The organism is Pseudoalteromonas espejiana DSM 9414 (assembly GCF_002221525.1).
In the GTDB taxonomy this organism is placed as follows: Bacteria; Pseudomonadota; Gammaproteobacteria; order Enterobacterales; family Alteromonadaceae; genus Pseudoalteromonas; species Pseudoalteromonas espejiana.
In genome coordinates, this window is sequence record NZ_CP011028.1 from 386,877 (window position 1) to 409,931 (window position 23,055).

Here is a 23,055-nt window from a genome sequence, read left to right on the forward strand (position 1 = left end):
TTACACTTTAATATTGACAAACCTCTAGTTAGATTTAGACTTATAGTAAATAAAAGTGTAAATAAAGGAGTGTTTGTGTATAAATTAGAAACCTTAGTTTTTGATAATGGAGAACGATATCCTGTTTTACTAGAAGAGGATGGAATGCCTCATTTTTACACAACTCTTTATGTTACAACTAAACTACGATCTTCGATGGCAGTAAATACAATTAGCAATAGACTTAAGGCTATTTTGTGCTTGTATCAATGGTTAGAGGAGAAAAAGCGTTGTCTAGTTTCGGAGTTTGAAGAAGGAAGGTTTTTAACGCACGCAGATATTATTGATTTACGAGAGTATCTAAAATTAAATGTTACAGAGCTTAAAAAGCTTGAACAAATTAAACCGCTTACATCGAGTAGGGTTTTAAACCTTCAAAGTTCTTCAAAACTCGTTACTACAGTTGCCTCTGTGAGTCGAAATCACCATTATAATCGAATGACAACAGTAGCAGAGTATCTTCATTTTTTAGCTACAATTACGAATCAATATCGTAATTGTAGGGCTACTGCTACTGAAATTGACGAAATGTTAAAAAGCATAAAAAAAGCTCGTCCTAAAGGTAAAAGTCTAACTGTAAGGGATGAGTCTCTTGCTATGTCTTTGCCTGATGGCTTACTTGATGAATTTATGGAAGTTGCTAATCCGAATCATCCATTAAACCCCTTCAAGAATGAGACAGTAAGAAAAAGAAACTTTCTTATATTCAAACTGATCAGAGAAACAGGTATTAGGCGCGGTGAATTACTATCACTTGAAATGACTCATATTGATTTATATGGAGATAAGGCAAGTATTTGGATTAAACGTAATCATGATGATATTTTTGATCCTCGTAAAAAACAACCCGTCAGTAAGACTAAAGAACGTAAACTGCCTATTAAATCTGAAACTGCAAAATTATTAGATAGTTATATTTTAGAGGATAGAGCCAAAACTCCAAATGCTAACAAGCATCCGTACATATTTGTTACACATCGAAAGTGTTTAACTCAAGGCCAGCCTATAAGTGAAAGTTATTTCGATAACGATATTATCCCTAAAATGAAAAAAGTGGATGAAAGGTTTTCTCAAATCCATGCCCATTTATTCAGACATGAGTGGAATAAAGATTTCTCTAGAAAAGTTGATAAGATTAATGAAATTCGAGCGAAAGCAGCGTCTGAAGGTAAGTCATCTCAAGCCTTAATTGATTCAGCAGAAGAAGCCAAAATGCGTAAACATTTAATGGGTCATAGCTCAGAAAAATCAGGGGATATTTATAATAGGCGTCATATTGTTGAGCAAGCAAATAAGGTGATTCTTGAGGAGCAGGAGATATTACAAGAAAAAATTCACAGCTTAACACCTAGCAAGGAGAGCAAATGAGTAACAATATACAGTCAACTGAGGGTTTAGCTAGAGTTGTAAACCTTGGTCAATTCAGAGAGTCGAAGGATGGTTATACATTCGATATAGCTTCAGATAAATGGGTGTTAAATAAAGACATATCAATCACATTTCAAAGCGAAATATTGTCTATAGAAGAAAAGTTATTAAATGGTTTTCGCTCTACACTAGGGAGGTATGCAGAAGATCTTTCAGCACACCATACTTCAAATATGTACTTTCAATTTCAGCGAATGGTTAGGAGTACAGATCTTAAAGAGTTGAGCGTTACTACAATTCTTAATTGGAAAGCATCATTATCTAAAGAGCACGAATGGTATCTCGGTGCATTAAAAGGCTTTTTAATTTCATGGCATGATTTCGGTTACTACGGTGTGACTTCTGAGATAGTTGAATTATTGGAGTCATTAACTATCACAGGTAATCTTAAAGGTGAATCTGTACTAAATAGATGTCCATATACAGGAGCTTATACAGAGAATGAGGTGCTTGCTATTAATCAAGAGTTAAATGATTTATGGAGAAATGAAACCATTTCATTTGATTGTTATGCATATATAAATTTATTACAAGCCACAGCAAGGCGACCAAAGCAAATAAGAGACTTGAAAGCATGTGATTTATATAAAGAGGGTAATTCTTATTTCTTAAATATACCATGTGCTAAGAAGAGAGGGTTGAAATTTAGAAGTGTTTCTAATCGATTGCCAATAACAGAAGAATTATACCTTATTATATTAAACCTTATTGCCAAACAAAAGTCTGAAATAGAAAGCATTTTCATGCAGAAACTTACGGATGAAGAACAAAAGCTTATCCCGATTTTTGTTGATTTTACTGAGTGCAAAAAATTAAGAGAGCAATTATTAAATTTAGATATACGCCTATTAAAGTCTGAAGTATTACATATGAGGGCTAGAGATCTCGGAGATATTTACTTAAGGCTATTTGAAAAAAAACAAAGAGCTATTTCAGAACGAACAGGTCATATTATTCAAATAACAGCTCGAAGGTTTAGGCATACTCGCGGCACAAATTTAGGAAGAAAAGGTATTGGTGCAAGGATTATTGCTGAAGCTCTTGATCACTCTGATAGTCAAAATGTAAAAGTTTATACAGAAAATACAGCTGATACTGTTCAATATATAGATAAGGCTGTCGGAAAGCAGTTAGCTCCTTTTGCTAAAGCATTTTTGGGTAGAATCATTGAGGATTTGACTGATGGAGAGCGTGGTAACGACCCCACAGCCAAGATTCCTAATAGTAATAATGAAGCTATTGGTGCTTGTGGAACAAATGACTTTTGCGTGAATGGGTTTGCATCTTGTTATGTATGTCAAAAATTTAGACCTTTGGTAGATGCTCCTCACGAAGATGTTCTTGAATCTCTGTATGAAGAAAAAGAAAAACGATTAAAAACTTCTGGCAGTGTACAGTTTGCATCCTCAAGGGATCGATTAATTTTGGCTGTCGAAGAAGTTGTTAGTAAATGCAATAAAATTAAAGCAGCTAGAGGGGAAGAAAAAAATGGATAATATAGTTCAATTTACCCCTAAAGTTGAATCAACTGCTAAACAAAACTTAAATGAATTTATTCACTTATGCAAAAATGAACTAACAGCCTTTGGTACAGGTTGTTGGATAAACAACCTATGGAAGACCCCATACGGAAAGTCTAATCGAAATACAGTTGCTAGGTTTTCAACAAATACAAAACCATATAGTTCATATGCTTACACTCCACTAGGATCTCCTTTTATAGATTTTGCCAAAGCCTACATTCGTTATTTTTATTCTCTTAATCCAGTATCCAATTTACAGCGTTATATGGAAGCATTAAGGGTGATTGAAGAGGCGCTAATAATTACTAAAGGTAGCGCCGACATACTAGAGTTAGATGGTGTTGTTCTTGATGCACTACCCAATGTTTTATCTAAAAGATACTCAGATAAAAGTGCTCTTAATAAAATAGGTTATCAGTTAGAGAAAATTTTAGACTTCTGTCGAAGTAAGCAAATCACCCCATCATTTCCTGAATGGTCTAATCCATATGAAAAGCAAAAAGACTTAACCATATTGTTAGATGATAAAGGTAAAGAGCATAGATCAAAAAAGCTTCCTAGTGATGAAGAGATGTTGCTAGTTGCTCAGCTATTTCATGATGCACCAAATTTGAGTATTGAAGCGGAATATTACACCTCGATTATGGCTCTGCTCATGGTTGCCCCTTCTAGGGGGGTTGAATTAACAAGTCTACCTGTAAATTGTTTAGAGTGGGAAGAAGATAAAGCAGGAATTAAAAAACTTGGGATTAGATGGAAACCAGCTAAGGGTGGTAAAGCTGGTTTGAAGTGGATTCCGACAGTAATGGAAGACGTAGTTGTAGAAGCGGTAAAGCGTTTAGAAAAAATAAGTGAGCCAGCAAGAAGAGCTGCAAAATTTGCTGAAGAGAATCCAAATGTTTTTATGCGTCATGAGCAGTGTTTAACTTCAAGTTCTTTTGGTGACGATAACGCTTTAAATTATTTAGAATTAGCTGCTGCAATAGGGATGGAAATGGATCGCCCATCACAGATGTACAATAAAACAAAATGGTTAGGACAGCTTTATAGAGAAGGTAATGAGCAGATCACATATAATGCTCTCGGCAAATATTTTTACGATTTATATACATCGAAATTAAATAATTGGCCTTACATAGATCAAAGTTCAAAGGTAAAGGCTTCTGAGGCGCTTTTACTACATAGAGAAAATGAATTTCATTCTGACTTTGAGCCTCGAAATTATTCATTCCAACTTCCAACCCTTAATCAAATTAACGATCGTTTTGTGCAAAAAAGTAGTCGTGATGGTAGATCTCTTTGGGCAAAATATAGCATTGAATCCCCTGAAAAAGGTAAGCCAATAGCAATCCCCACACATAATGCTAGGCACTGGTTATCTACTAAAGCTGAGCGAGGGGGAATGGATGAATTGACACTGGCAAATTGGGCGGGAAGAGCAAAAGTATCTGATAATGAACACTATGATCATAGGACTGAAGATGAAAAAAGTGAAACTGCTCGAAATATTTTAATCCCTGAAAATGCTACAGCATTAGATAAAATAAATATTAACTTACCCGTTTCTTATGAGGATATTGGTAAAGATCTTATTGGTGTTGCGATAGTTACTGAGTTTGGTGTCTGCGAACACGATTTTGCAATGATGCCTTGTCAACGTCATGGTGACTGTGAAACGTGTAAAGAGTTAGTTTGCATTAAAGGTTACAGCTCTTCATTAGACCTACTTAAAAAAAGAGAAGAACAGGTAGCAGAGCAGTTTAACAAAGCAGTTGAAAATCATGAAAAAGGTGCTTTTGGGGCGGATCGGTGGGTTAGTGCCCTGGGTTGGAGATTATCACATATTAGAACAAAAATTAGATTATTAGAAAATGATGACTTGCCAGATGGAACACCAATTCGTATACCAGAAGAATTTGATCCTTCGCCAACTAAAGAAATTTTACGAGAAAAAGGATTAGAGCATGATATTAAGCAACCTGAATCTATAACTTTAGATGATGATATCTATGCACTATTGGAGATAAAGTAATGCCTAAAATAATAATTACTGAAGATAGCATTCAGGAAGTGCTTAAAATTATAGATACATGGGAAGGAAAGTTAACGTGGTCTTCTTTATGTGAAAAGGTCGCAGTAGCTTTAGGTAAAGATAAGGTAGAACGTCAATCTCTAGCTGCTTATGAAGTTATACAGAGCAGTTATAGTAGACGGAAAGTAGAGTTACGAGAATCAAAGGATTCAACTGTACAAGTAGAAAAAGATGTAACGAATGAATACCTTAAAAATAAAGTTAAAGAGCTTGAAGCTGAAGTATCTCGACTAACGACAGTTAATAATAGGTTTAAAGAGAGATTTATCTTGTGGCAATACAATGCTTATATTAATGGTATTCGAGTAAGTCGTTTAGATGATGTACCTGAAGTTTTAAATAAACCACTGACAGCTGTAAATAGAGCTAAGTGACAACAATCATTGTAAATACCTCTTAGCTATAAGTTATCAATGGCGATTAAGCTCGTTAAAACGCCTTTAAAGCCATTTTAAGTGGAAGTGTAATAGATGTGTTGTGAAGTGTAGCTAAAAGCCTTTTACAGCCTCTTCAGAGTGTTTTACGAAGTCATTACTCTTGCTCTCTTTGTTCAAATAATTCCGCAGCGATGTTAAGTATAATAAGAATATTTGCAAGATTATTCATGATGCCATCAGGCACAATGGTATTTATCGAGTTAGATTTAGCATGGTCAAACTGTAAAGAAATCACTTGATTCATAATTGACTCGTAATGTTTTGTTGTAGCTATTACAGAATCTAAGTCAAAATTCCATGATGGTGTTATTAATTGGCTTTTGATTTGTTGTTGGCAGCATTTCTCTGTGATGACTTCTATCTCATAGTTTATTCTTTTAACAATTTCATGTTTCTTTTGTTTTGTAATATCCATTAGCAATCCAGAGAATAAGAGCTGTTAATGTAGATATAGCACCCAATTTTAGTTGGGTAAATAGGCAGTTTATCTATTAAAAATGCTTGCTGTAAGTACATAGTAACTAAGTGGGTGATAGTGATACGGAGTTTTAAATAAATGCTAAGTGTATTAATTGAATTTATTTTCTCTGGTTACAGATACAATGTTTAAAGTTAGGGTTTTTGCTATGCAATTAGATTAGACATATGTTGTGAGTTTATAAAGATTGTACTTTTTATGTTCAAAATTGTTGTTACAAGTTTAGTACGAGAGATTTTTAGATAACGCATAAGATAAGTAGTTTTAGAGCCATATTTAAAAAGTATGAGCTATCAAAATAACAGAACAGTCAGTGATACAATGTAGTCGTTGTGATAAATTTACTCAAATATACTGGCTATTTATCGCCTAGAATTGAAAAGAAAGGAGTGAGGCTAAATGCCGATTTTGCAATGGTTAAATAAAGAACAAGCTGTTGTAACAGCGCGAAACTGTCAGTACCGATTACTTGAGCATGTTCCTGAGTTATCTTACGGTGAACAAAATACTGATAACATGCTGATTCAAGGGGACAACCTTGAAGCGTTAAAGGCATTAATTCCTACACATTCGGGTAGAATAAAATGTATTTTTATAGACCCTCCTTATAATACAAAAAGTGCATTTGAGCATTATGATGATAACCTTGAACATAGTAAATGGCTCTCAATGATTTATCCGAGATTAGAGCTATTGCATCAGTTGCTTTCAGAAGATGGTTCGATTTGGATTACATTGAATGATAATGAATCCCATTATTTCAAAGTGATATGTGATGAGATTTTTGGAAGAGCTAACTTTATTTCTAATTCAATTTGGCAAAAAAAGTACGCAGCGTCAAATGATGCCAAAGCGTTAAGTGAAGACCATGATCACATTTTTGTCTATGCAAAATCTAGACAAAGTTGGATACCAAATAAGTTACCTCGGAATATCGAATCAAACAAAGCTTATAAAAATCCCGATAACGACCCGAGAGGGATGTGGCAATCAGATAACTATAAGTGTAATAAAAGCTCTACTGAGAGACCAAACCTTTATTACCCTATCATCCAACCTAATACAGGTGAAGAAATTTGGCCGTCAAAAACAGCTGTATGGAGATATAATCAAGAAACTCACAAGAAACATATAGAAAATAAAATGATATGGTGGGGCAAAGACGGTGGTAATAATACACCTAGGTTTAAAAGGTTTTTGAGTACAATTGATAATACTAGCGTCCCGCAATCGGTATGGCTATGGCAAGATGTCGGTCATACTCAAGACGCTAAAAGGGAAGTCTCAAAGTTAACTCCTGAGTCACCTTTTTCTACTCCAAAACCTGAGAAGTTAATCCAAAGAATAATTCATATTGCATCTAATGAAAATGATTTGGTGCTTGATTCTTTTTTAGGTTCAGCAACTACGGCGGCAGTTGCAAAAAAAATGAATCGAAATTTTATTGGTATTGAGCTAGGTGAACATGCTGTAACTCACTGCCAGCCAAGATTGCAAAAAGTGGTAGATGGTGAAAGCGGTGGCATTTCTAAAGATGTTAATTGGCAAGGTGGCGGTGGCTTTAAGTTCTATCGCCTAGGTGAAGTAATATTTAATGAAAATGGCTCATTAAAAAATGGTATTAGCTTTAATGCACTTGCAGCACACATTTGGTATGGCGATACCAGAAGATCATTAGAACAAAAGGAAAAGTCACCACTTCTAGGAGTAAACAATGGTATTGCTTATTACCTGCTTTACAACGGAATTTTAGGTGACAAACGACCTGATGGCGGCAATGTTTTAACATCTAAGGTTTTGGCTATGCTTCCAGAGCATCCATTAGATGCAAAAGGCGGTAAAAAAGTCATCTATGGTGAAACGAGCCGTATGGGAGCTGCCCGTTTAAAAAGTGAGAATATCATATTTAAGCAAATACCTTATGATGTAAGAGGGAGATAAGGATGTTTCAGTTAAAAAGTTATCAACAAGGTACATTAGATACATTAGCTAGTTTTTTTAAACACTGCCGAGAAACAAATGATATCGAATCTTCATTTAGTCAGTCATTAAGGGATAATAACTTTACAAACGCACCTTATCGAGCATATAAGTTTGATGATACGCCTTACGTTTGCGTTCGTATTCCTACAGGAGGCGGTAAAACTATATTAGGCACTTATGCTATATCGACTGCGACTAAAGAGTTTTTATCACAGGATTACCCAATAACTCTATGGTTAGTACCAACAACAACTATTCAACAGCAGACAGTATCTGCTTTGAAGAGTAATCCTGCCTATACAGATCATTTGAACAAGGCATTTGCTAATAACGTAAGTGTTTACGATATTGCTGACGTTAATCAAATACGCTCACAAGATATTGGCAACAAAGCCATCATAGTTGTTTCTACCTTAGCTAATTTAAGGGTAACAAAAACAACAGATCGTAAAGTCTATCAGTACCATGAAGATTTTGAACCGCACTTTGCTAAATTAACCAGTAATCACCCTGCATTTGAAAAGTTAGAAAAAGTAACAGAGGATGATGTATCTGAGAATGGTTTAACCGTAAAAGATATTGGTAAAGTAAAGTATTCATTTGCAAATTTACTCGCTCTCTACAACCCTTTAGTCATAGTAGATGAGGCACATAATGCTAGAACATCATTAACGTTTGATACATTAAGACGCGTACACCCCGCTGCAATAATAGAATTTACTGCGACCCCTAATACAACAGGGACTAATGGCAGTAATATTATTTATCATGTTTCAGCAGCACAGTTAAAAGCGGAAGAAATGATTAAATTACCAATTATTTTAACTGAGCATGTAAATGGGTGGGAAGAGGCAGTTAGAGATGCGGTTTTAACCAGAGAAAGACTAGCTGTTCAGGCGCAAAAAGACACTGATTATATTCGCCCGATTGTATTATTACAGGCCGAAAATAAAAACGGTAAAGTCACTGTTGAAGTTATTAAAAAGTGCCTAATAGAGCAGCATCATATTGATGAAAGTAAAATAGCTATTGCAACGGGAACACAGCGCGAACTAGATGGGTTAGATCTTTTTCAGCCAGACTGCCCAATTGAATTTGTTATAACTATTGAAGCATTAAAAGAAGGTTGGGATTGTTCGTTTGCTTATGTATTTTGCTCAGTAAAACAAGTTTCATCGAGTAAAGATGCTGAGCAGCTTCTTGGTCGAGTTTTAAGAATGCCATATGCAAAGCGAAGAGTCATTGAAGATTTAAATAGAGCCTATGCACATTTATCAACAAATAGTTTAGCTCAAGCTGCTAAAGAGCTTGCTGATAAGTTAATTTCAATGGGTTTCGAAGAGCTAGAAGTAGCAACGTTTCTTCGTCAGCAAGATGCTAACCAAGGGGAGTTGTTTGGCACAAATCATGAAACTAATACTATCCCAACAAAACCAGTAACGACACTAATGGTTGAAGTGAAAGAAGTTATTGATACCACATCACTAACTGAAGAAGATCGAAGCAATATCAAGGTCTCTGAGGTTGAAGGGCGAAAAGTTGTTACTGTCACTGGTAGTGTATCTGAAAACTTAAAAGCGGCAATAACAAAAGTATCGACTGAACCTAAGAAGTCTATTGAAAGCTCAATTAAAATACATAACCAAAGTGTTTATGCTGCTCAATCACCGTCTGAAAACGGGGCTGTATTTGCCGCATTACCTAGACTATGTGTTATGAGTCAGGGCGAACTAGAGTTAGCTGAAAAAGAAGTGTTTCTGGATACTACAGGCTGGAGCTTATTAGATTACCCAGCAATACTAGACTACAAACCCACGGAAGAGACCGTGAGTTTTTCATTAGATATGCAAGGTAAAAAGGTTAAGTACAACTTTGTAGATAATGCACAAACACTCAATTTAAACTTTGCGAATACTGAAGTTTCTCAAGATGAACTGGTAGGCTGGTTAGATCAGGAGTGTCGTCAAAGCGATGTGACACAGAGGGAAATGACGGCTTTCTTATCAAATGTTGTTAACCATTTATTGAAAAAGCCAGATTTGACACTTACAACATTGATTCGAAATAAATACCCTCTAGTCAATGCCATTAGTGATTTGGTTTCCGAATATCGCAAACAAGCAGCCACAAAAGGATATCAACAAGCATTATTTGATGATGATTCTAATGTGTTAACAACTTATGACTTCAGTTATGAGTTTAAGGCTGATAACTATCCTGCTCGTCCTCCTTATTACAATGGTCAATACAATTTTTCTAAGCACTATTATCCTCAGATAGAGGATATGAAATCTAGCGGTGAAGAGTTTGAATGTGCCCAAATTATAGATTTGATGCCTGAAGTTAAACATTGGGTTCGGAATTTAGTAAGGCGTGATGAGGCATCATTTAGCTTGCCATTAGCACACCGTAATTTTTACCCCGATTTTATTGCTGAACTTAATGATGGGCGAATCATAGTTATTGAATATAAGGGTGAAGCTTATAAAACGAATGATGATTCAGCTGAAAAGCGTTTAGTTGGAGATTTATGGGCTAAGCATAGTCAGGGTAATTGTTTGTTCTTAATGGCGGTAAAGAAAGATGAAAATGGTCAAGGAGTTCACCAACAGATCTTAAATGGGATCAGTTAATAGTAACTCAATAGTGTAAATTTAAGAGCTGCTAATCGTGCAAAACAAGCCTTAAATTGACAAAAATTATTTTTTTGTAAAGTAAGCTTTATTAATTTCTCATTAAGTTTATGTGTTATATGGTTTTATTTGTTCTTGCTAGGTGGTTTTTGGATATTAACTGTAAACTACCTTTTTAGATCATGGTTTATTTAAAAGTGTAAGAATAAAGATCTAAATATTTTAAAACCCTGCTATTAGCAGGGTTTTTCTGTTTTTAAGGGGGGTAGTTATTTGATATATACCTGATTGCAATCTACTCTCTACATACCCTTCAACCAATTAGCCTTTGAAAAATATGAAAACCAGTTTTGTTATTATATTTCTTATTTTTCAGCTTGTTGGTTTTAAGTTACATGCGTCAGAATCCGATAATTCAATACAAATTCTGCTGATTAATGCTACAAACCAAGATATGCCTTGGCAAAAAAGTGTTGAGCTAGGCCTTAGAAAAGAGCTATCAAGTAGGAACTACGGCTTCGATTTATTTGTAGAAAATATGGATGTGGGGCGATTTAACGAAGGTGCACAAAAGCACATTGTAGGCACCTATCTTAAGCAAAAATATAAAAACAAGCCTATTGATATTATTATTACTCAGTCACCTTCTGCGGCGGCGTTACTTTCTGAGTTAACTGACTTTTATGCCACTGTTCCAAGAATATATTTAGAGCCGGGAGCGCAATTTACGCTGCCTAAGCATATTAAAGGCTCTATTATTCAAGCTAAATTAGATTACAAGCAAGCTACGTTAAATGCGGTGACCATTGCTAAACCCGAAAAGCTAATTGTTATTTTAGATACAAAAAATGATATTGGCTTAAACTTTTATCAAAGTTTATTACCTATTATATCGGAGCACTTTTCTCATTTAGAGATTGAAAACTGGTTTGATATACCAGCAGAGGAGTTAATTAATAAAGTTCAAGCTGCTCCTAAAAACGCGATTATTCTATTTACCCCTATTTTTCGACGCTACGACAATAAGCGCCAAAGTCCTTACCAATTTGTTAGCATTTTAGCCAAAAATAGCCGTGCACCTATTTTTAGCTATTGGCATGTATTACTGGGCACAGGCGTAGTGGGCGGGTATATGCTCTCTGGTGATAAGATAGGTGAGCGAGCCGCTGATGCCGTTATTTATTATTATAATCATGGCAAGTTGAAGCCCTTAAATGGGGAGAACTTAAGCGCCCACTACTATGATTGGCGACAGCTCAAAGCATTTAATTTTGACACGATAACTTTGCCTAAAGGTTCAAGCGTTTTGTATTACACGCCGACCTATTTTGAGCAAAATAAAACCCTTATATACAGCGCATTTGCCATAATTATTATTTTAAGTAGTTGTTTAGGTTTTGTGCTTTATTTAAATAATAAGCGGGTGGGTTTATTAAATGCGCTGGACTTAGAAAAATTAAAATTAGAGTCGCGGGTAGAGCAAAGAACCGAAGAGCTAGTGATTGCCAAAGAGGAAGCAGAGCATTTAGCCACCGTTAAATCCGACTTTTTAGCCAACATGAGCCATGAGATCAGAACCCCTATGAATGGCATTATAGGTTTAACAGATATTCTCCTTGAAGATAATTTGCCGCAAAAGCATAAGCACTTATTAGATAAAATAAAGTATTCGTCTGATCAGCTTTTAGTTGTAATTAACGATATTTTAGACTTTTCTAAAATTGAGGCGGGACAAATAAATCTAGAAGAATATGCTTTCTCTATTAACTCCGTAGTTGATTACATTACAACCATGTTTGAAAGTCAGGCTATTGATAAAGGTATAGAGTTTTCGGTGGTTGTAAATCCTAAAGTACCTACTAGCTTAATTGGCGATATCGTCAGAATTAACCAAGTGCTTTTAAACCTATGCTCGAATGCAATTAAATTTACACCGTATGGCAAGGTGTTAGTGACTATTGAAGCTGAGCCTTTTACAGAGCAAAGCAATGCGACTTTATTGCACTTTATTGTAAAAGATTCTGGGGTCGGTATAGCAGAGCAAAATCTACCCACTATGTTTGACTCTTTCACGCAAGCAGATAGCTCAACCACCAGAAAGTTTGGTGGTACAGGCTTAGGGTTGAGCATTAGTAAGCGTTTATGTGAATTAATGAATGGTGATATTTCAGTAACTAGTACACAAGGGGTCGGCAGTGAGTTTACGGCAACAATGAAAGTGTTAGTAGATAAGCAGCCTAAACCAGAAAAAGCAAAATGTGGCGTATTTAAAAGTAGTGTTGATGTATTAGTGGTAGATGAGAGCGTATTAGCATTAAATACCATTGATAAACAAATTAAAGCACTAGGCTTAAACTGCACAATTTGTATTTCGGCTGAGCAAGCTATTAAACAAATTAAAAGTAAACACTATAAGGTAGTGATTGCCGATTGGGGATTACATAAAAAAGGTAATGAAAGCTTATTTGTAAAGCTTAACGAGCTTAGTGTAAATAAGCCCGGCGTTGTTATTTTAATGACTCAGCTAAATGCCAACGCCATTTTTGATGAAGCAAAAGCACTAAATATTGATGCGGTTTTACAAAAGCCGCTAAAAGATAAGCTGCTATTTGAAGTAATAAAAAGTAATTTGGATAACACCGCTGCTGCCCCTTCAAAAGGCACAAATACACTCTTATCAGGGTTATCTATTTTAATGGCCGAAGACAATGCAATTAACCAACTAATAGTCACCGATGCACTGGAAAAACGTGGCGGTAAAATTCATATTGTTGAAAATGGGCTTGAATGTATAAACGCATTAAAAACGCAGCGTTTTGATTTGATTTTAATGGATATTCATATGCCTATTATGGATGGGGTAGAAGCGACTAAGCAGATACGCAAACATAGTGAGGCTCATATAGCCAATATCCCCATCATTGCATTAACCGCCAACGTGATGGAAAAAGATATCGCTTTTTATATGTCATTAGGCGTAAATGCGCATGTGGCTAAGCCACTTAAAACCCAAACTTTAATTAGTACAATTTTACAATGTGCTCAAAGCGCAAACCCTTCACTAAATAACGATAACTCTGAATATTAACCCCTAAGCTACTAATTTATTGCCCTCAAAAATGCTTTTAACTTACACCGTTTAAATAAAATACAGTTGACTGTTTTTATTTTATATGTGAAATTTCATATATTCGATTTTTCATATGTTAAAGCTTACCTTTTGGAAGCTATTAAATTTAAGAAGTGGGTCCTATGTCATCTGAAAATAAACTACCCAATGTAGACTTAACACACAGCCATATTCCTACAAGTGAGGACTTTAAGCAGAGCCTTTCTGCTCATAAACCAAAAATCTTATTGTTGTACGGCTCATTAAGAAGCCGCTCGTACAGCAAGTTAGTGATAGAAGAGAGTGCGCGTTTGCTTACGCATTTTGGTGCAGAGGTTAAAATTTTTAATCCTGAGGGTCTTCCACTTACCGATAGTGAAGATGAATCCAACTCTAAAGTGCAAGAGCTTCGCGATTTAATGTTGTGGTCTGAGGGGCAAGTGTGGTGCTCTCCTGAACGCCATGGCTCAATGACAAGTGTATTTAAAAACCAAATAGATTGGGTGCCTTTAAACCTTGGTGGCGTAAGACCTACACAAGGTAAAACGCTTGCTGTGTTGCAAGTGTGTGGTGGGTCGCAATCATTTAATGTGGTTAATCAATTACGTGTACTAGGGCGTTGGATGCGCATGGTAACCATACCTAATCAGTCATCAGTACCAAAAGCATTTTTAGAGTTTGAAGAAAATGGCCGCATGAAACCGTCAGCATTTTACAATCGCATTGTGGATGTTATGGAGGAACTCATAAAATTTACCTTACTTATGCGCGACCAAAAAGAATACTTTGTTGATAGATACTCTGAGCGAGTTGAATCTGCAGAGCAACTTAGTCAACGTGTTAATCAAAAACAGCTATAGGAGGTTAATGTGGGGTTATTTGAGCGCTTTTTATCGGTATGGGTGGCACTGGCGATCGCCGTTGGTATTGTTGCCGGTTATGCTATTCCAGATGCGTTTAGCTTAGTAGCAAGTTTTGAATATGCGCATGTAAATATTGTCATCGCAGTGCTTATTTGGTTAATGATTTACCCAATGATGGTGCAAATTGATTTTTCGTCAATTAAAGATGTAGGTAAAAAGCCAAAAGGCTTAGTACTTACTATTGTTATTAATTGGCTTATAAAGCCTTTTACTATGGCGCTATTAGGTTGGCTATTTTTTAAAGGTATTTTTGCCGATTTTGTTGACCCTCAAACGGCCACTGAATACATAGCTGGAATGATTTTGCTAGGCGTAGCACCGTGTACAGCCATGGTGTTTGTATGGAGCCAATTAACGAAAGGTGATGCTAATTACACCTTAGTGCAGGTATCAATAAACGATATAATTATGATTTTTGCCTTTGCGCCAATTGCCGGGTTATTACTTGGTGTAACCGATATTACGGTGCCGTGGGATACCCTGTTATTGTCGGTCGTTTTGTATGTACTTATTCCGTTGGTAGCAGGTGCCATTACCCGTAAAAAGCTCGATAAAGCCGATGACCATTCGCGTTTAGAGCACTTTTTAAAGGTAATGAAACCCTATTCTATTATTGGTTTACTGGCAACGGTAGCGCTGTTGTTTGGTTTCCAATCACAAACATTAATAGATAATCCTGAAGCAATCGTCCTTATTGCTATTCCGTTATTAATTCAAACGTATGGCATTTTTGCTATAGCTTATATTGCAGCTAAAAAAATGGGGCTAGCACATAATATTGCAGCGCCGGCATGCATGATTGCTACCTCTAATTTTTTTGAGCTAGCGGTTGCGGTTGCTATTTCATTATTTGGTTTGCATTCAGGGGCTGCGCTTGCAACTGTGGTTGGTGTGCTTGTGGAAGTGCCTGTAATGCTTAGCTTAGTGTATTTTGCTAATAAAACCCGTCATTGGTTTAACTAGGAGAACGCCATGGTTGTTATTCACCATAACCCTGAGTGTGGTACTTCGCGTAACGTACTTAACATTATAAAAGCGGCAGGCTATACCCCTACGCTGATTGAGTACATAAAAGAGGGTTGGACAAAGCCACAGCTACAAGTATTGTTTGCTGCAGCAGGGCTTACACCTAAAACAGCGCTTAGAGTCACTAAATCGCCGGCAAAAGAGCTTGGTTTATTAGACGATAGCATTACCGATGAAGCTATTTTAGAGGCTATGTTAACCCATCCAATACTTGTAAATAGACCCATTGTTTGTACGGCTAAAGGCGTGAAACTATGCAGGCCCAGTGAATCAGTGCTATCGCTATTAGCGCAGTGGCCGCAAGGGGAGCTTTATAAAGAAGATGGAGAAATGATATTAAATAGTGAAGGTAAACAGCCATAAAGGTTTACCGGCAGGTTTGCTCTGCGGGATAAAGCTAATAGATGCGCCTTATAATTATTTAATGTTATACAAAACCCCGTTTATACGGGTTTTTTTTGTTTAGCTTATTAATAAATATTTAAACTTAGTTTACCTGCTTGTGCTAATGACTATTTTGAACAACACTTGAGGTAATCGCGCTGCTACAGAGAGCACTATGTATAAAGCTTTAATACCATTTGTTAAGCAAAAAAAGATATTTTACTTGGCTTTAGTCGCGCTAGTATTAATTGTTTTGAATGTGCTGTTATTAAGCACCCTTAATAATAAAATCCATCAAAATGGCAAGCAGCTCACACAGCAAATATATGAGCTGCAAATTAATACACATGCTGATAAAAACGTAGTTGAAGCGCTAGCGCAAAGTAAAGGTTTTATGCTCGCGGCACAGAGTAACACAGCGCATTTTAAATACTTGGTAGATATACAGCGCGATGTATTTAGTTATAAAACACTCAGTATTAGTTTGTATTATTGGCCAGCGTGGGTGGAGCAGGGGCATTTATTTATATTACTTAACTTAATTGTTTTAGGCGCCGTAGGCTGGTGGGTTAAGTGGTGGAAGGTATTAGTGAAAAAACCTACGCCTTTAAAATCAATTCCCTTTAGTGCTACCAACACCGCAACTAAGTTAGCTGCTCAAGTTCCTGCTTTAAATTGTGAAGTAAAATCAATGTATGGTGTTACCTCTGTAAAGCACAGCTTATTTGCAATTGTACAATGCGATTGTGAATTTGATCCAAATACCGACACCCAAGCTAGTTTTAAAGTGATGATAGCAAAGTACTTTAAAGAGCTCCCCAATATATCAATCAATTTATTTAGTGCGAATAACTTAGCTATTACCTTTAACAACATACCAGCGGCTAAGCTGGAGCATTACAGCGAACGCTTACATGAATGTGTTTATCAAATTTGCCTGCGTTATCGCAGTACAGTAAAACGAAAAAATATAAAAGTAGGCATGTGTAATTATCAACTAGGAGCAGATCAGTCCGCTATTTTTAAATTAGCCAAATCAGCCTTGTTACTTTCAGAAGGAAGCTTAATTCAGCATTGGCACCGATTACCACTACAATACGATCAAGGTAATTTAATTTCAGGTAAGGAAGTGATCGAAAACATTAAAAAGAATAAATTTATATTGTTTTTTCAGCCTTTATTTACGCTTACCACAGGCGAAATTTTACAACACGAGGTATTAATTAGAATTAGACAGCAGCCACATGGGTTACTTGCTGCACGGTACTTTATTAATCAAGACTTTAATAACCAAGAAGCATTTGAGTTAGACACCGCTGTATTATTACAGGTTAAAAAGCTTATTTTGGCTGAGCCTACGGCTTTAACCGTAAGTGTGAATTTGCATATAAGTAACTGGTTTAATGATAAGTTTTGGAGCTGGTTTGTAGACAATATGAAAGACTTTACAACAAACCGTAAGTTACAGTTTGAAATGAGTGAAGCGGATTTTATTAAATACCAAGTACAGCTTACACCAGCATTTGAAAAGCTAAATAGCATGCACAGACTATTGGTTATAGATAATTTTCACCACCTAGAGAATATGAACAAAATTGCAGCTCATAAATTGGTAAGCGGAGTAAAGCTTGGGTATGAGCTTGTTCATAATATTGATGAAAAAACACCTCAACAAAAAGAGGTTAAGCGCATCGTTACCCAAAGTAAATTATTGGGTATTCCGGTTTATGCTGTCGGTGTGGAAACTCAAAAAGAGTTACTTATGCTTGCAAAACTTGGTGTAGTAGCTGCGCAAGGTTTTTATTTTTCTGAGCCGCTACAAGAATTTAATCATGCTACTTTTTATTAGGTATAAATGTTAGGTATTAAATAAGACCGCGATATTTTAAACCATTAAGTCCCTGTAAGCCGCCGGTATGTATCGCCATAATATGGCTGCCAGGGGCAAAGTAGTCTTGTTCAATGAGTTGCCATAAGGCGTACATCATTTTACCACTGTATATTGGCTCTAAAGGTAAATTATGTTGCTGGTTCATGGTTTGGCAAAACTGCCACAATTTACTCGTAAACTTACCATAACCGCCATCATGAAACTGAGTAAGTAGCTGCCAATTTGACTGCTGGGCAGCTTTTTTACTAAGCGCGGCAATTTCTTTATTTAAATACTCAGCTTGTTTTAATACTGCAATTCCTAGTAATTGTGTTTCTTCATGGCTACCTTCAATTAAGCCTGCAAGAGTGCCGCCACTGCCTGTTGGGCATACTAGGTAGTCATGCTCAGGTAAACATTGTGCAAGCTGTGCACAACCTGGTATGGCAAACTCATTACTGCCGCCTTCAGGAATAATAAAAGCATCTGGAAAGCGAGTTTGTAGCTCTTTTAGGTAGTCAGGGTCATAGCGCTGTTTATATTCAAGGCGTGTAACTGCATGCAAGTTCATCTCGCACTCTTTAGCAAATTGAAGGGTTGGGTTTTGATTATCTAAATGCGGGCCTCTAATAATACCATGCGTTTTTATATTAAATAATTTTCCTGCCCCTGCACACGCATGAATATGATTTGAAAATGCACCACCAAAGGTTAATAACTGCGTTTTATTACTCTTTTGCATTTGCTGTAAATTGTATTTTAGTTTGCGCCATTTGTTTCCACTTATGAGTGGATGTAGTAAGTCATCTCTTTTTACACTTAAACGTATGTTTCTTTTTTTAAGACAGTCACTATCTATTTGTTGTATAGGGCTTTCTTTTTCAATATTAAATAAATTAAACATTATTTCTCACGTTTAAACTTGCAAACTAATAATCTTGTACGACACTTAGTTAATCTCTTATTAACAATAGTAGCTGTATGAAACAAAAGCTGTTTTCGTTGTTATCTTGGTTAAATCGTAGCTTAGACTCAAACACTGCTATTGGTATTGCTACTTATGCACACAAAGTAACCGCAGTGTGTTTGAAAAAAAATCAAGGGCAGTGGTACGTACACAATTCTCATAGTGTAAATGTAGAAGACCAAACCGATTATACAGCCGCTATTGCCGCTTGCACAAATGAAGTTTGCGCTGAGGTGTGCGCAGTAAACTTAGTGGTTCCGCATTATTTTTATCAAATAGTGCAAATGGATAAGCCTATGCTAAGCGATGAAGAAATTATTCAGTCACTACCCTGGACCACTAAAGACTTGGTTGATATTCCGCCAGAAAATATCGTCGCTGACTTTATCGACTACCCCATTATTCAGCCTATGCAAAGTAGTAAAATGAATGTGTTTATTACTAATAAGCTTCAGCTACTCCCATTTATTGATAGCTTCGAAAAAATAAAACCTGTGCTTAGAGCTATGACATCAGAAGAGATGATTTTAGTTACCCTATTTGGCGAAGATAAAAGCGCGCATATGCTTATCGTTCAGCATGCAGGGCATGAGCCCCGTATTTTAATAATTCGCGATGGGCAGCTGTTACTAGTAAGGCGTTTGAATGGTTTTTTAGGTATCTCAGACAAAGAGCGAACTCAAGGGTTAGTAGAGGCGTTAGGATTAGAAATTCAACGTTCAATGGATTTTTTTGAAAGCCAACTCAAGCAACCACCTATAAGAAGCATCCAGTTACATTGCGATGACTTATCGTCTCTAACGCTCAGAGCCGGTTTAGCCGACTTTTTACAAGTTAAAGTTGTTGATTTTAAACCTAATGTAGATTTAGCACAGGAGCTTGAGCCCAACTTTTATTATGCACTAGGGGCTGCATATCAGTTAACAAGTCCGGATTCAGTAGTATGAAAACACGGATTAATTTTTATCAAAAATCAATCAAGGTTAGGCGCGATCCGGTTCCGTTTAAAGGCATGTTAACGCTATGGCTAGGAACGCTGTTGGTTGTTACTACTACGTGGTTGTTTTACTTATATGAAGAGCACAATAGCAAACAGCTGTTGTCACAAAGCCAAGCTTATTTAAAGCAAACTCAGCAGCAACTCTCAGTGATTAAACAGCGACTAGCCGAAAAGCAAAGTAAAACACACTTAGTTGATGAGTTACAAACCTTACAACAAGAAATTTTACATAAACAGCAAGTGTTTGATTATTTAGCAAATACTTCAACTCAAACCAATACAGATTATGCCAATATTATGCATGATTTAGCGGCATTTCATGAGCCGAATATTTGGCTTAATCAAATCAAATTTGACGGTCAAAAAGTAACGTTTAAAGGGCACACACAACAATCAAAATTTTTACCAATTTGGTTAAGTAATTTAAAGCAATCTAGCTTTTTTAGAGGTAAAGAATTCTCGGTATTAGAAATATCAACCACTGAGGGTGTGAGCGAATTTAGTGTAGCAACTGAGCTTAGTATAAGTGAGGTGCAACAATGAGTGAGCAAGGTGAAAAAAAGGGTTGGCCAATATACGTTAAGTATCAAGCTCGCTTTGCAGCGATGCAGCAGCGAGAAAAGTTTTCTGTGTTGTTCGTCGGTTTATTTTTAATTGTTTATTTAGGTTTATGGTTTGTGGTTTTTCCGCAACAAGACACGGTTAACCGTATTCGGGTTGAGCAAAATGCGTTGTGGCAAGAGCTAAACCAAAATGACGCGCAGCTTTCTATGCTTACGCAAGCTTTAGAGCACGACTACACAAAAGTACTGAGAAACCAAGTTGGTCAAACCCAGCGAGAACTTATTGATATTAATAATAAACTTAGTAGCTTTAGCCAAGGCTTTATTGCTGCAAAAAAAGTACCTGCGGTGTTAAAAGATTTATTGGTAAATACACCAGAGGTGCAAGTACTGAGCTTTAAAGTAAACCCGGCTAAAGCAATTGATGTAGAAAAGCTCGGTGAACACGATACCCAAACGTTGTTTTATGAGCATCAAATGGTGGTTACTTTAAAAGGTCGCTACTTTAGTTTGCAGCAATACTTAGCCGGTTTAAAAACAAGCCAACAAAAACTGTTAATTCAGCAATTCAATTATCAAGTACAAGAATACCCCAATGCTGAACTTACATTACAAATAGCGACAGTGAGTGCCAATGAAAAATTTATCGCTTTATAGCATGGGTATGTTTTGCATTGTTTTTTCAGCTTTTAGTGCTGCTGAAGTGTTACGCGATCCGACTCAGCCAAGCAATATAACAATAACGGGTAAGGGGGGCACTACCACCTCAGACCTTTCATTACAGTCAATTATTAAAACCGAAACGCAATACAAAGCGATTATCTCTGCTCAGGTTTATAAATCTGGGGATGAAATAGGTGAGTTTCGGGTGCTAACAATTAATGCCAATTCAGTCCTGTTAGCAAATGATGATAAGCAAATAAAATTAGAATTATATGACTATGAAATTAAAAAGTAATTTAACAAGGCCATGGTTTGCTCTTATCTTATTACCGTCTCTTTTAACGGCATGCCATAGCTTTAAACCTGGCAAAGAGGTTAGGCCTCATATAGCGACAGAGCTTACCCCTGTAAGCAGTAAGCCTACACGTGTTGCACCCGTTGAAGTACCCACTGAGCTTACACAAAGTTTACTGTCGTCTATTAATAGTGAGCAAAGCTTAACAAATGAGTTAGCGGTAAAGCGTTTTGATGTAGCGGCCAAAGAAGTAGAAGTAAGCGCCTTTTTTAGTGGTTTAACTGCCGATACCCCCTACAGCGTAGCTGTGCACCCACAGGTGAGTGGAGCTATTTCATTAAATTTAAAAAATGTAACTTTTGAAGAAGTTATCGCGGTTATAAAAAGAATGTACCCGCTAGATATTGTTAATGAAGGGCGCATTGTTCAGGTGCTGCCAGCCAAAATGCGAACTGAAACAATCCCAGTAAACTATTTAATGATGCAGCGCCATGGGCAGTCTACAGTGAGTGTGGTTGCTGGTGGGGTTAGTCAATTTTCACAAAATAATAATAACACTAACTCAAGTTCTAATAATTCTAATAGCTCAGGGCAAAATAATCAGTTTGGCAGTGATAATCAAAATACTGAATTAAATGGTTCACGTATTCAAACGATTAATCAAAATGATTTTTGGAAGGAGCTAGAGCTGGCCCTTAAGTCACTTATTGGCTCAAGTGACGGGCGCTATGTTATTGCAAGTCCGCAGGCTAGCTTGGTGACGGTTAACGCCTTGCCTAGTGAAATAAACCAACTTAAAGATTTTTTACGCCAAAGCCAAGAAAACCTCCAACGCCAAGTTATTCTTGAGGCAAAAATTGTCGAAATAACACTTAAAGATGAATACCAGCAGGGGGTTAACTGGGAACGTATATCTCGAGGTTTAGAAGGGGGCGTATCGTTTGCGACTACTGCAGGTAGCATAGGCAATACAATTTCAGCGACGCTTGGTGGTGTTTCGTCTTTAACTATTGAAAAAGGCGATTTTAGTGGCGTTATTAGCTTATTAGAAACGCAAGGCGATTTACAAATGCTCTCGAACCCGCGCGTTACTGCAACAAACAACCAAAAGGCAGTCATTAAAGTAGGCCAAGATGAGTATTTTGTAACGAATGTATCTAGCACAACGGTAACGGGCACCTCAACGACAACTTCACCAGAGATTGATTTAACACCGTTTTTTTCAGGTATTGCATTGGATGTAACGCCACAAATAGATAAATATGGTTCTGTCATTTTGCATGTTCACCCTTCAGTTACCGAAACTGAAGAGCAATTAAAAGTGATCACTTTAGATGATCAACGTTTTGAGCTGCCGCTTGCACAAAGCAATATCCGTGAGTCTGATACCGTTATTCGCGCTCAAAGTGGTGAAATAGTGGTTATTGGCGGGTTAATGCAAACCACTACCGAAGATGAAGAGTCTAAAACACCGGTATTAGGTGATATTCCAATTTTAGGTAATTTCTTTAAAAGCATTAGAAAACGCCAAGAGAAAAAAGAGCTCGTTATTTTAATTAAGCCGACGGTGGTGATGCCCGACACGTGGAAAAAACAACAAAAGCAAAGTCGTGAGCTACTAAATACATGGTATGAGAACTAA

General features: G+C 36.6%; 18 protein-coding genes. 16 read left to right on the forward strand and 2 right to left on the reverse strand.

Annotated elements, in window-relative coordinates; translation table 11 throughout:
* The first annotated feature begins 75 nt into the window (after positions 1-75).
* From PESP_RS01750 to PESP_RS01765, 4 genes are read left to right on the forward strand one after another with little or no spacing between them, the layout of a single operon-like run.
* Complete coding sequence (locus PESP_RS01750) at positions 76-1,407, forward strand: site-specific integrase (RefSeq protein ID WP_089349073.1); 1,332 nt, start codon at positions 76-78, stop codon at positions 1,405-1,407.
* The gene (locus PESP_RS01755) at positions 1,404-2,963 is read left to right on the forward strand and encodes a site-specific integrase (RefSeq protein ID WP_174694367.1); all 1,560 of its coding nucleotides are present in this window, start codon (positions 1,404-1,406) and stop codon (positions 2,961-2,963) included. The genes PESP_RS01750 and PESP_RS01755 overlap by 4 nt, the downstream gene beginning before the upstream one ends.
* Entirely contained in the window at positions 2,956-5,022 is a 2,067-nt protein-coding gene (locus tag PESP_RS01760; protein ID WP_089346499.1) for an integrase, read from the forward strand. Before PESP_RS01755 ends, PESP_RS01760 begins: the two co-directional genes overlap by 8 nt.
* On the forward strand, positions 5,022-5,456 hold the full coding sequence (locus PESP_RS01765) for a hypothetical protein (RefSeq protein ID WP_089346500.1): 435 nt from the start codon (positions 5,022-5,024) through the stop codon (positions 5,454-5,456). The genes PESP_RS01760 and PESP_RS01765 overlap by 1 nt, the downstream gene beginning before the upstream one ends.
* 157 nt (positions 5,457-5,613) lie before the next feature.
* Here the strand turns inward: PESP_RS01765 and PESP_RS01770 are convergent, their stop codons facing one another.
* Positions 5,614-5,934 (reverse strand): hypothetical protein, encoded by a 321-nt coding sequence (locus PESP_RS01770; protein ID WP_089346501.1) that lies wholly within the window; start codon positions 5,932-5,934, stop codon positions 5,614-5,616.
* Positions 5,935-6,396: 462 nt separating this feature from the next.
* On the opposite strand from PESP_RS01770, the gene PESP_RS01775 reads away from it, so the two are divergent.
* The 7 genes from PESP_RS01775 to PESP_RS01805 all read left to right on the forward strand — a co-directional run bounded on the left by PESP_RS01775 (position 6,397) and on the right by PESP_RS01805 (position 17,904).
* Positions 6,397-7,938: a site-specific DNA-methyltransferase gene (locus PESP_RS01775; protein WP_089346502.1), complete on the forward strand. Its 1,542-nt coding sequence runs from the start codon at positions 6,397-6,399 to the stop codon at positions 7,936-7,938.
* Positions 7,939-7,940: 2 nt separating this feature from the next.
* Positions 7,941-10,613 carry a DEAD/DEAH box helicase gene (locus tag PESP_RS01780; RefSeq protein ID WP_089346503.1) on the forward strand — a complete coding sequence of 891 codons (2,673 nt, stop codon included), beginning with the start codon at positions 7,941-7,943 and terminating at the stop codon, positions 10,611-10,613.
* A 337-nt stretch (positions 10,614-10,950) separates the two neighbouring features.
* Complete coding sequence (locus PESP_RS01785; RefSeq protein WP_089346504.1) at positions 10,951-13,701, forward strand: response regulator; 2,751 nt, start codon at positions 10,951-10,953, stop codon at positions 13,699-13,701.
* 164 nt (positions 13,702-13,865) lie between these two features.
* Positions 13,866-14,582 carry an arsenical resistance protein ArsH gene (arsH, locus tag PESP_RS01790; protein WP_089346505.1) on the forward strand — a complete coding sequence of 239 codons (717 nt, stop codon included), beginning with the start codon at positions 13,866-13,868 and terminating at the stop codon, positions 14,580-14,582.
* A 9-nt stretch (positions 14,583-14,591) separates the two neighbouring features.
* Positions 14,592-15,608 carry an ACR3 family arsenite efflux transporter gene (arsB, locus tag PESP_RS01795; protein WP_089346506.1) on the forward strand — a complete coding sequence of 339 codons (1,017 nt, stop codon included), beginning with the start codon at positions 14,592-14,594 and terminating at the stop codon, positions 15,606-15,608.
* Between the two features lie 9 nt (positions 15,609-15,617).
* The gene (arsC, locus tag PESP_RS01800) at positions 15,618-16,034 is read left to right on the forward strand and encodes an arsenate reductase (glutaredoxin) (RefSeq protein WP_089346507.1); all 417 of its coding nucleotides are present in this window, start codon (positions 15,618-15,620) and stop codon (positions 16,032-16,034) included.
* Between the two features lie 196 nt (positions 16,035-16,230).
* The gene (locus PESP_RS01805) at positions 16,231-17,904 is read left to right on the forward strand and encodes an EAL domain-containing protein (protein ID WP_089346508.1); all 1,674 of its coding nucleotides are present in this window, start codon (positions 16,231-16,233) and stop codon (positions 17,902-17,904) included.
* 16 nt (positions 17,905-17,920) lie between these two features.
* Here the strand turns inward: PESP_RS01805 and PESP_RS01810 are convergent, their stop codons facing one another.
* On the reverse strand, positions 17,921-18,829 hold the full coding sequence (locus tag PESP_RS01810; RefSeq protein ID WP_089346509.1) for a 1-aminocyclopropane-1-carboxylate deaminase/D-cysteine desulfhydrase: 909 nt from the start codon (positions 18,827-18,829) through the stop codon (positions 17,921-17,923).
* 77 nt (positions 18,830-18,906) lie between these two features.
* Between PESP_RS01810 and PESP_RS01815 the strand changes: the two genes are divergently transcribed.
* The 5 genes from PESP_RS01815 to mshL are packed head-to-tail and all read left to right on the forward strand — an operon-like array spanning position 18,907 to position 23,055.
* Positions 18,907-19,839 carry an MSHA biogenesis protein MshI gene (locus PESP_RS01815; protein WP_089346510.1) on the forward strand — a complete coding sequence of 311 codons (933 nt, stop codon included), beginning with the start codon at positions 18,907-18,909 and terminating at the stop codon, positions 19,837-19,839.
* The gene (locus PESP_RS01820) at positions 19,836-20,435 is read left to right on the forward strand and encodes a PilN domain-containing protein (RefSeq protein WP_089346511.1); all 600 of its coding nucleotides are present in this window, start codon (positions 19,836-19,838) and stop codon (positions 20,433-20,435) included. The genes PESP_RS01815 and PESP_RS01820 overlap by 4 nt, the downstream gene beginning before the upstream one ends.
* On the forward strand, positions 20,432-21,112 hold the full coding sequence (locus tag PESP_RS01825) for an agglutinin biogenesis protein MshJ (RefSeq protein WP_089346512.1): 681 nt from the start codon (positions 20,432-20,434) through the stop codon (positions 21,110-21,112). Before PESP_RS01820 ends, PESP_RS01825 begins: the two co-directional genes overlap by 4 nt.
* Positions 21,090-21,413: an agglutinin biogenesis protein MshK gene (locus tag PESP_RS01830; RefSeq protein ID WP_089346513.1), complete on the forward strand. Its 324-nt coding sequence runs from the start codon at positions 21,090-21,092 to the stop codon at positions 21,411-21,413. The genes PESP_RS01825 and PESP_RS01830 overlap by 23 nt, the downstream gene beginning before the upstream one ends.
* Positions 21,397-23,055, forward strand: a complete 1,659-nt coding sequence (gene mshL / locus PESP_RS01835; RefSeq protein WP_089346514.1) for a pilus (MSHA type) biogenesis protein MshL — start codon at positions 21,397-21,399, stop codon at positions 23,053-23,055. The genes PESP_RS01830 and mshL overlap by 17 nt, the downstream gene beginning before the upstream one ends.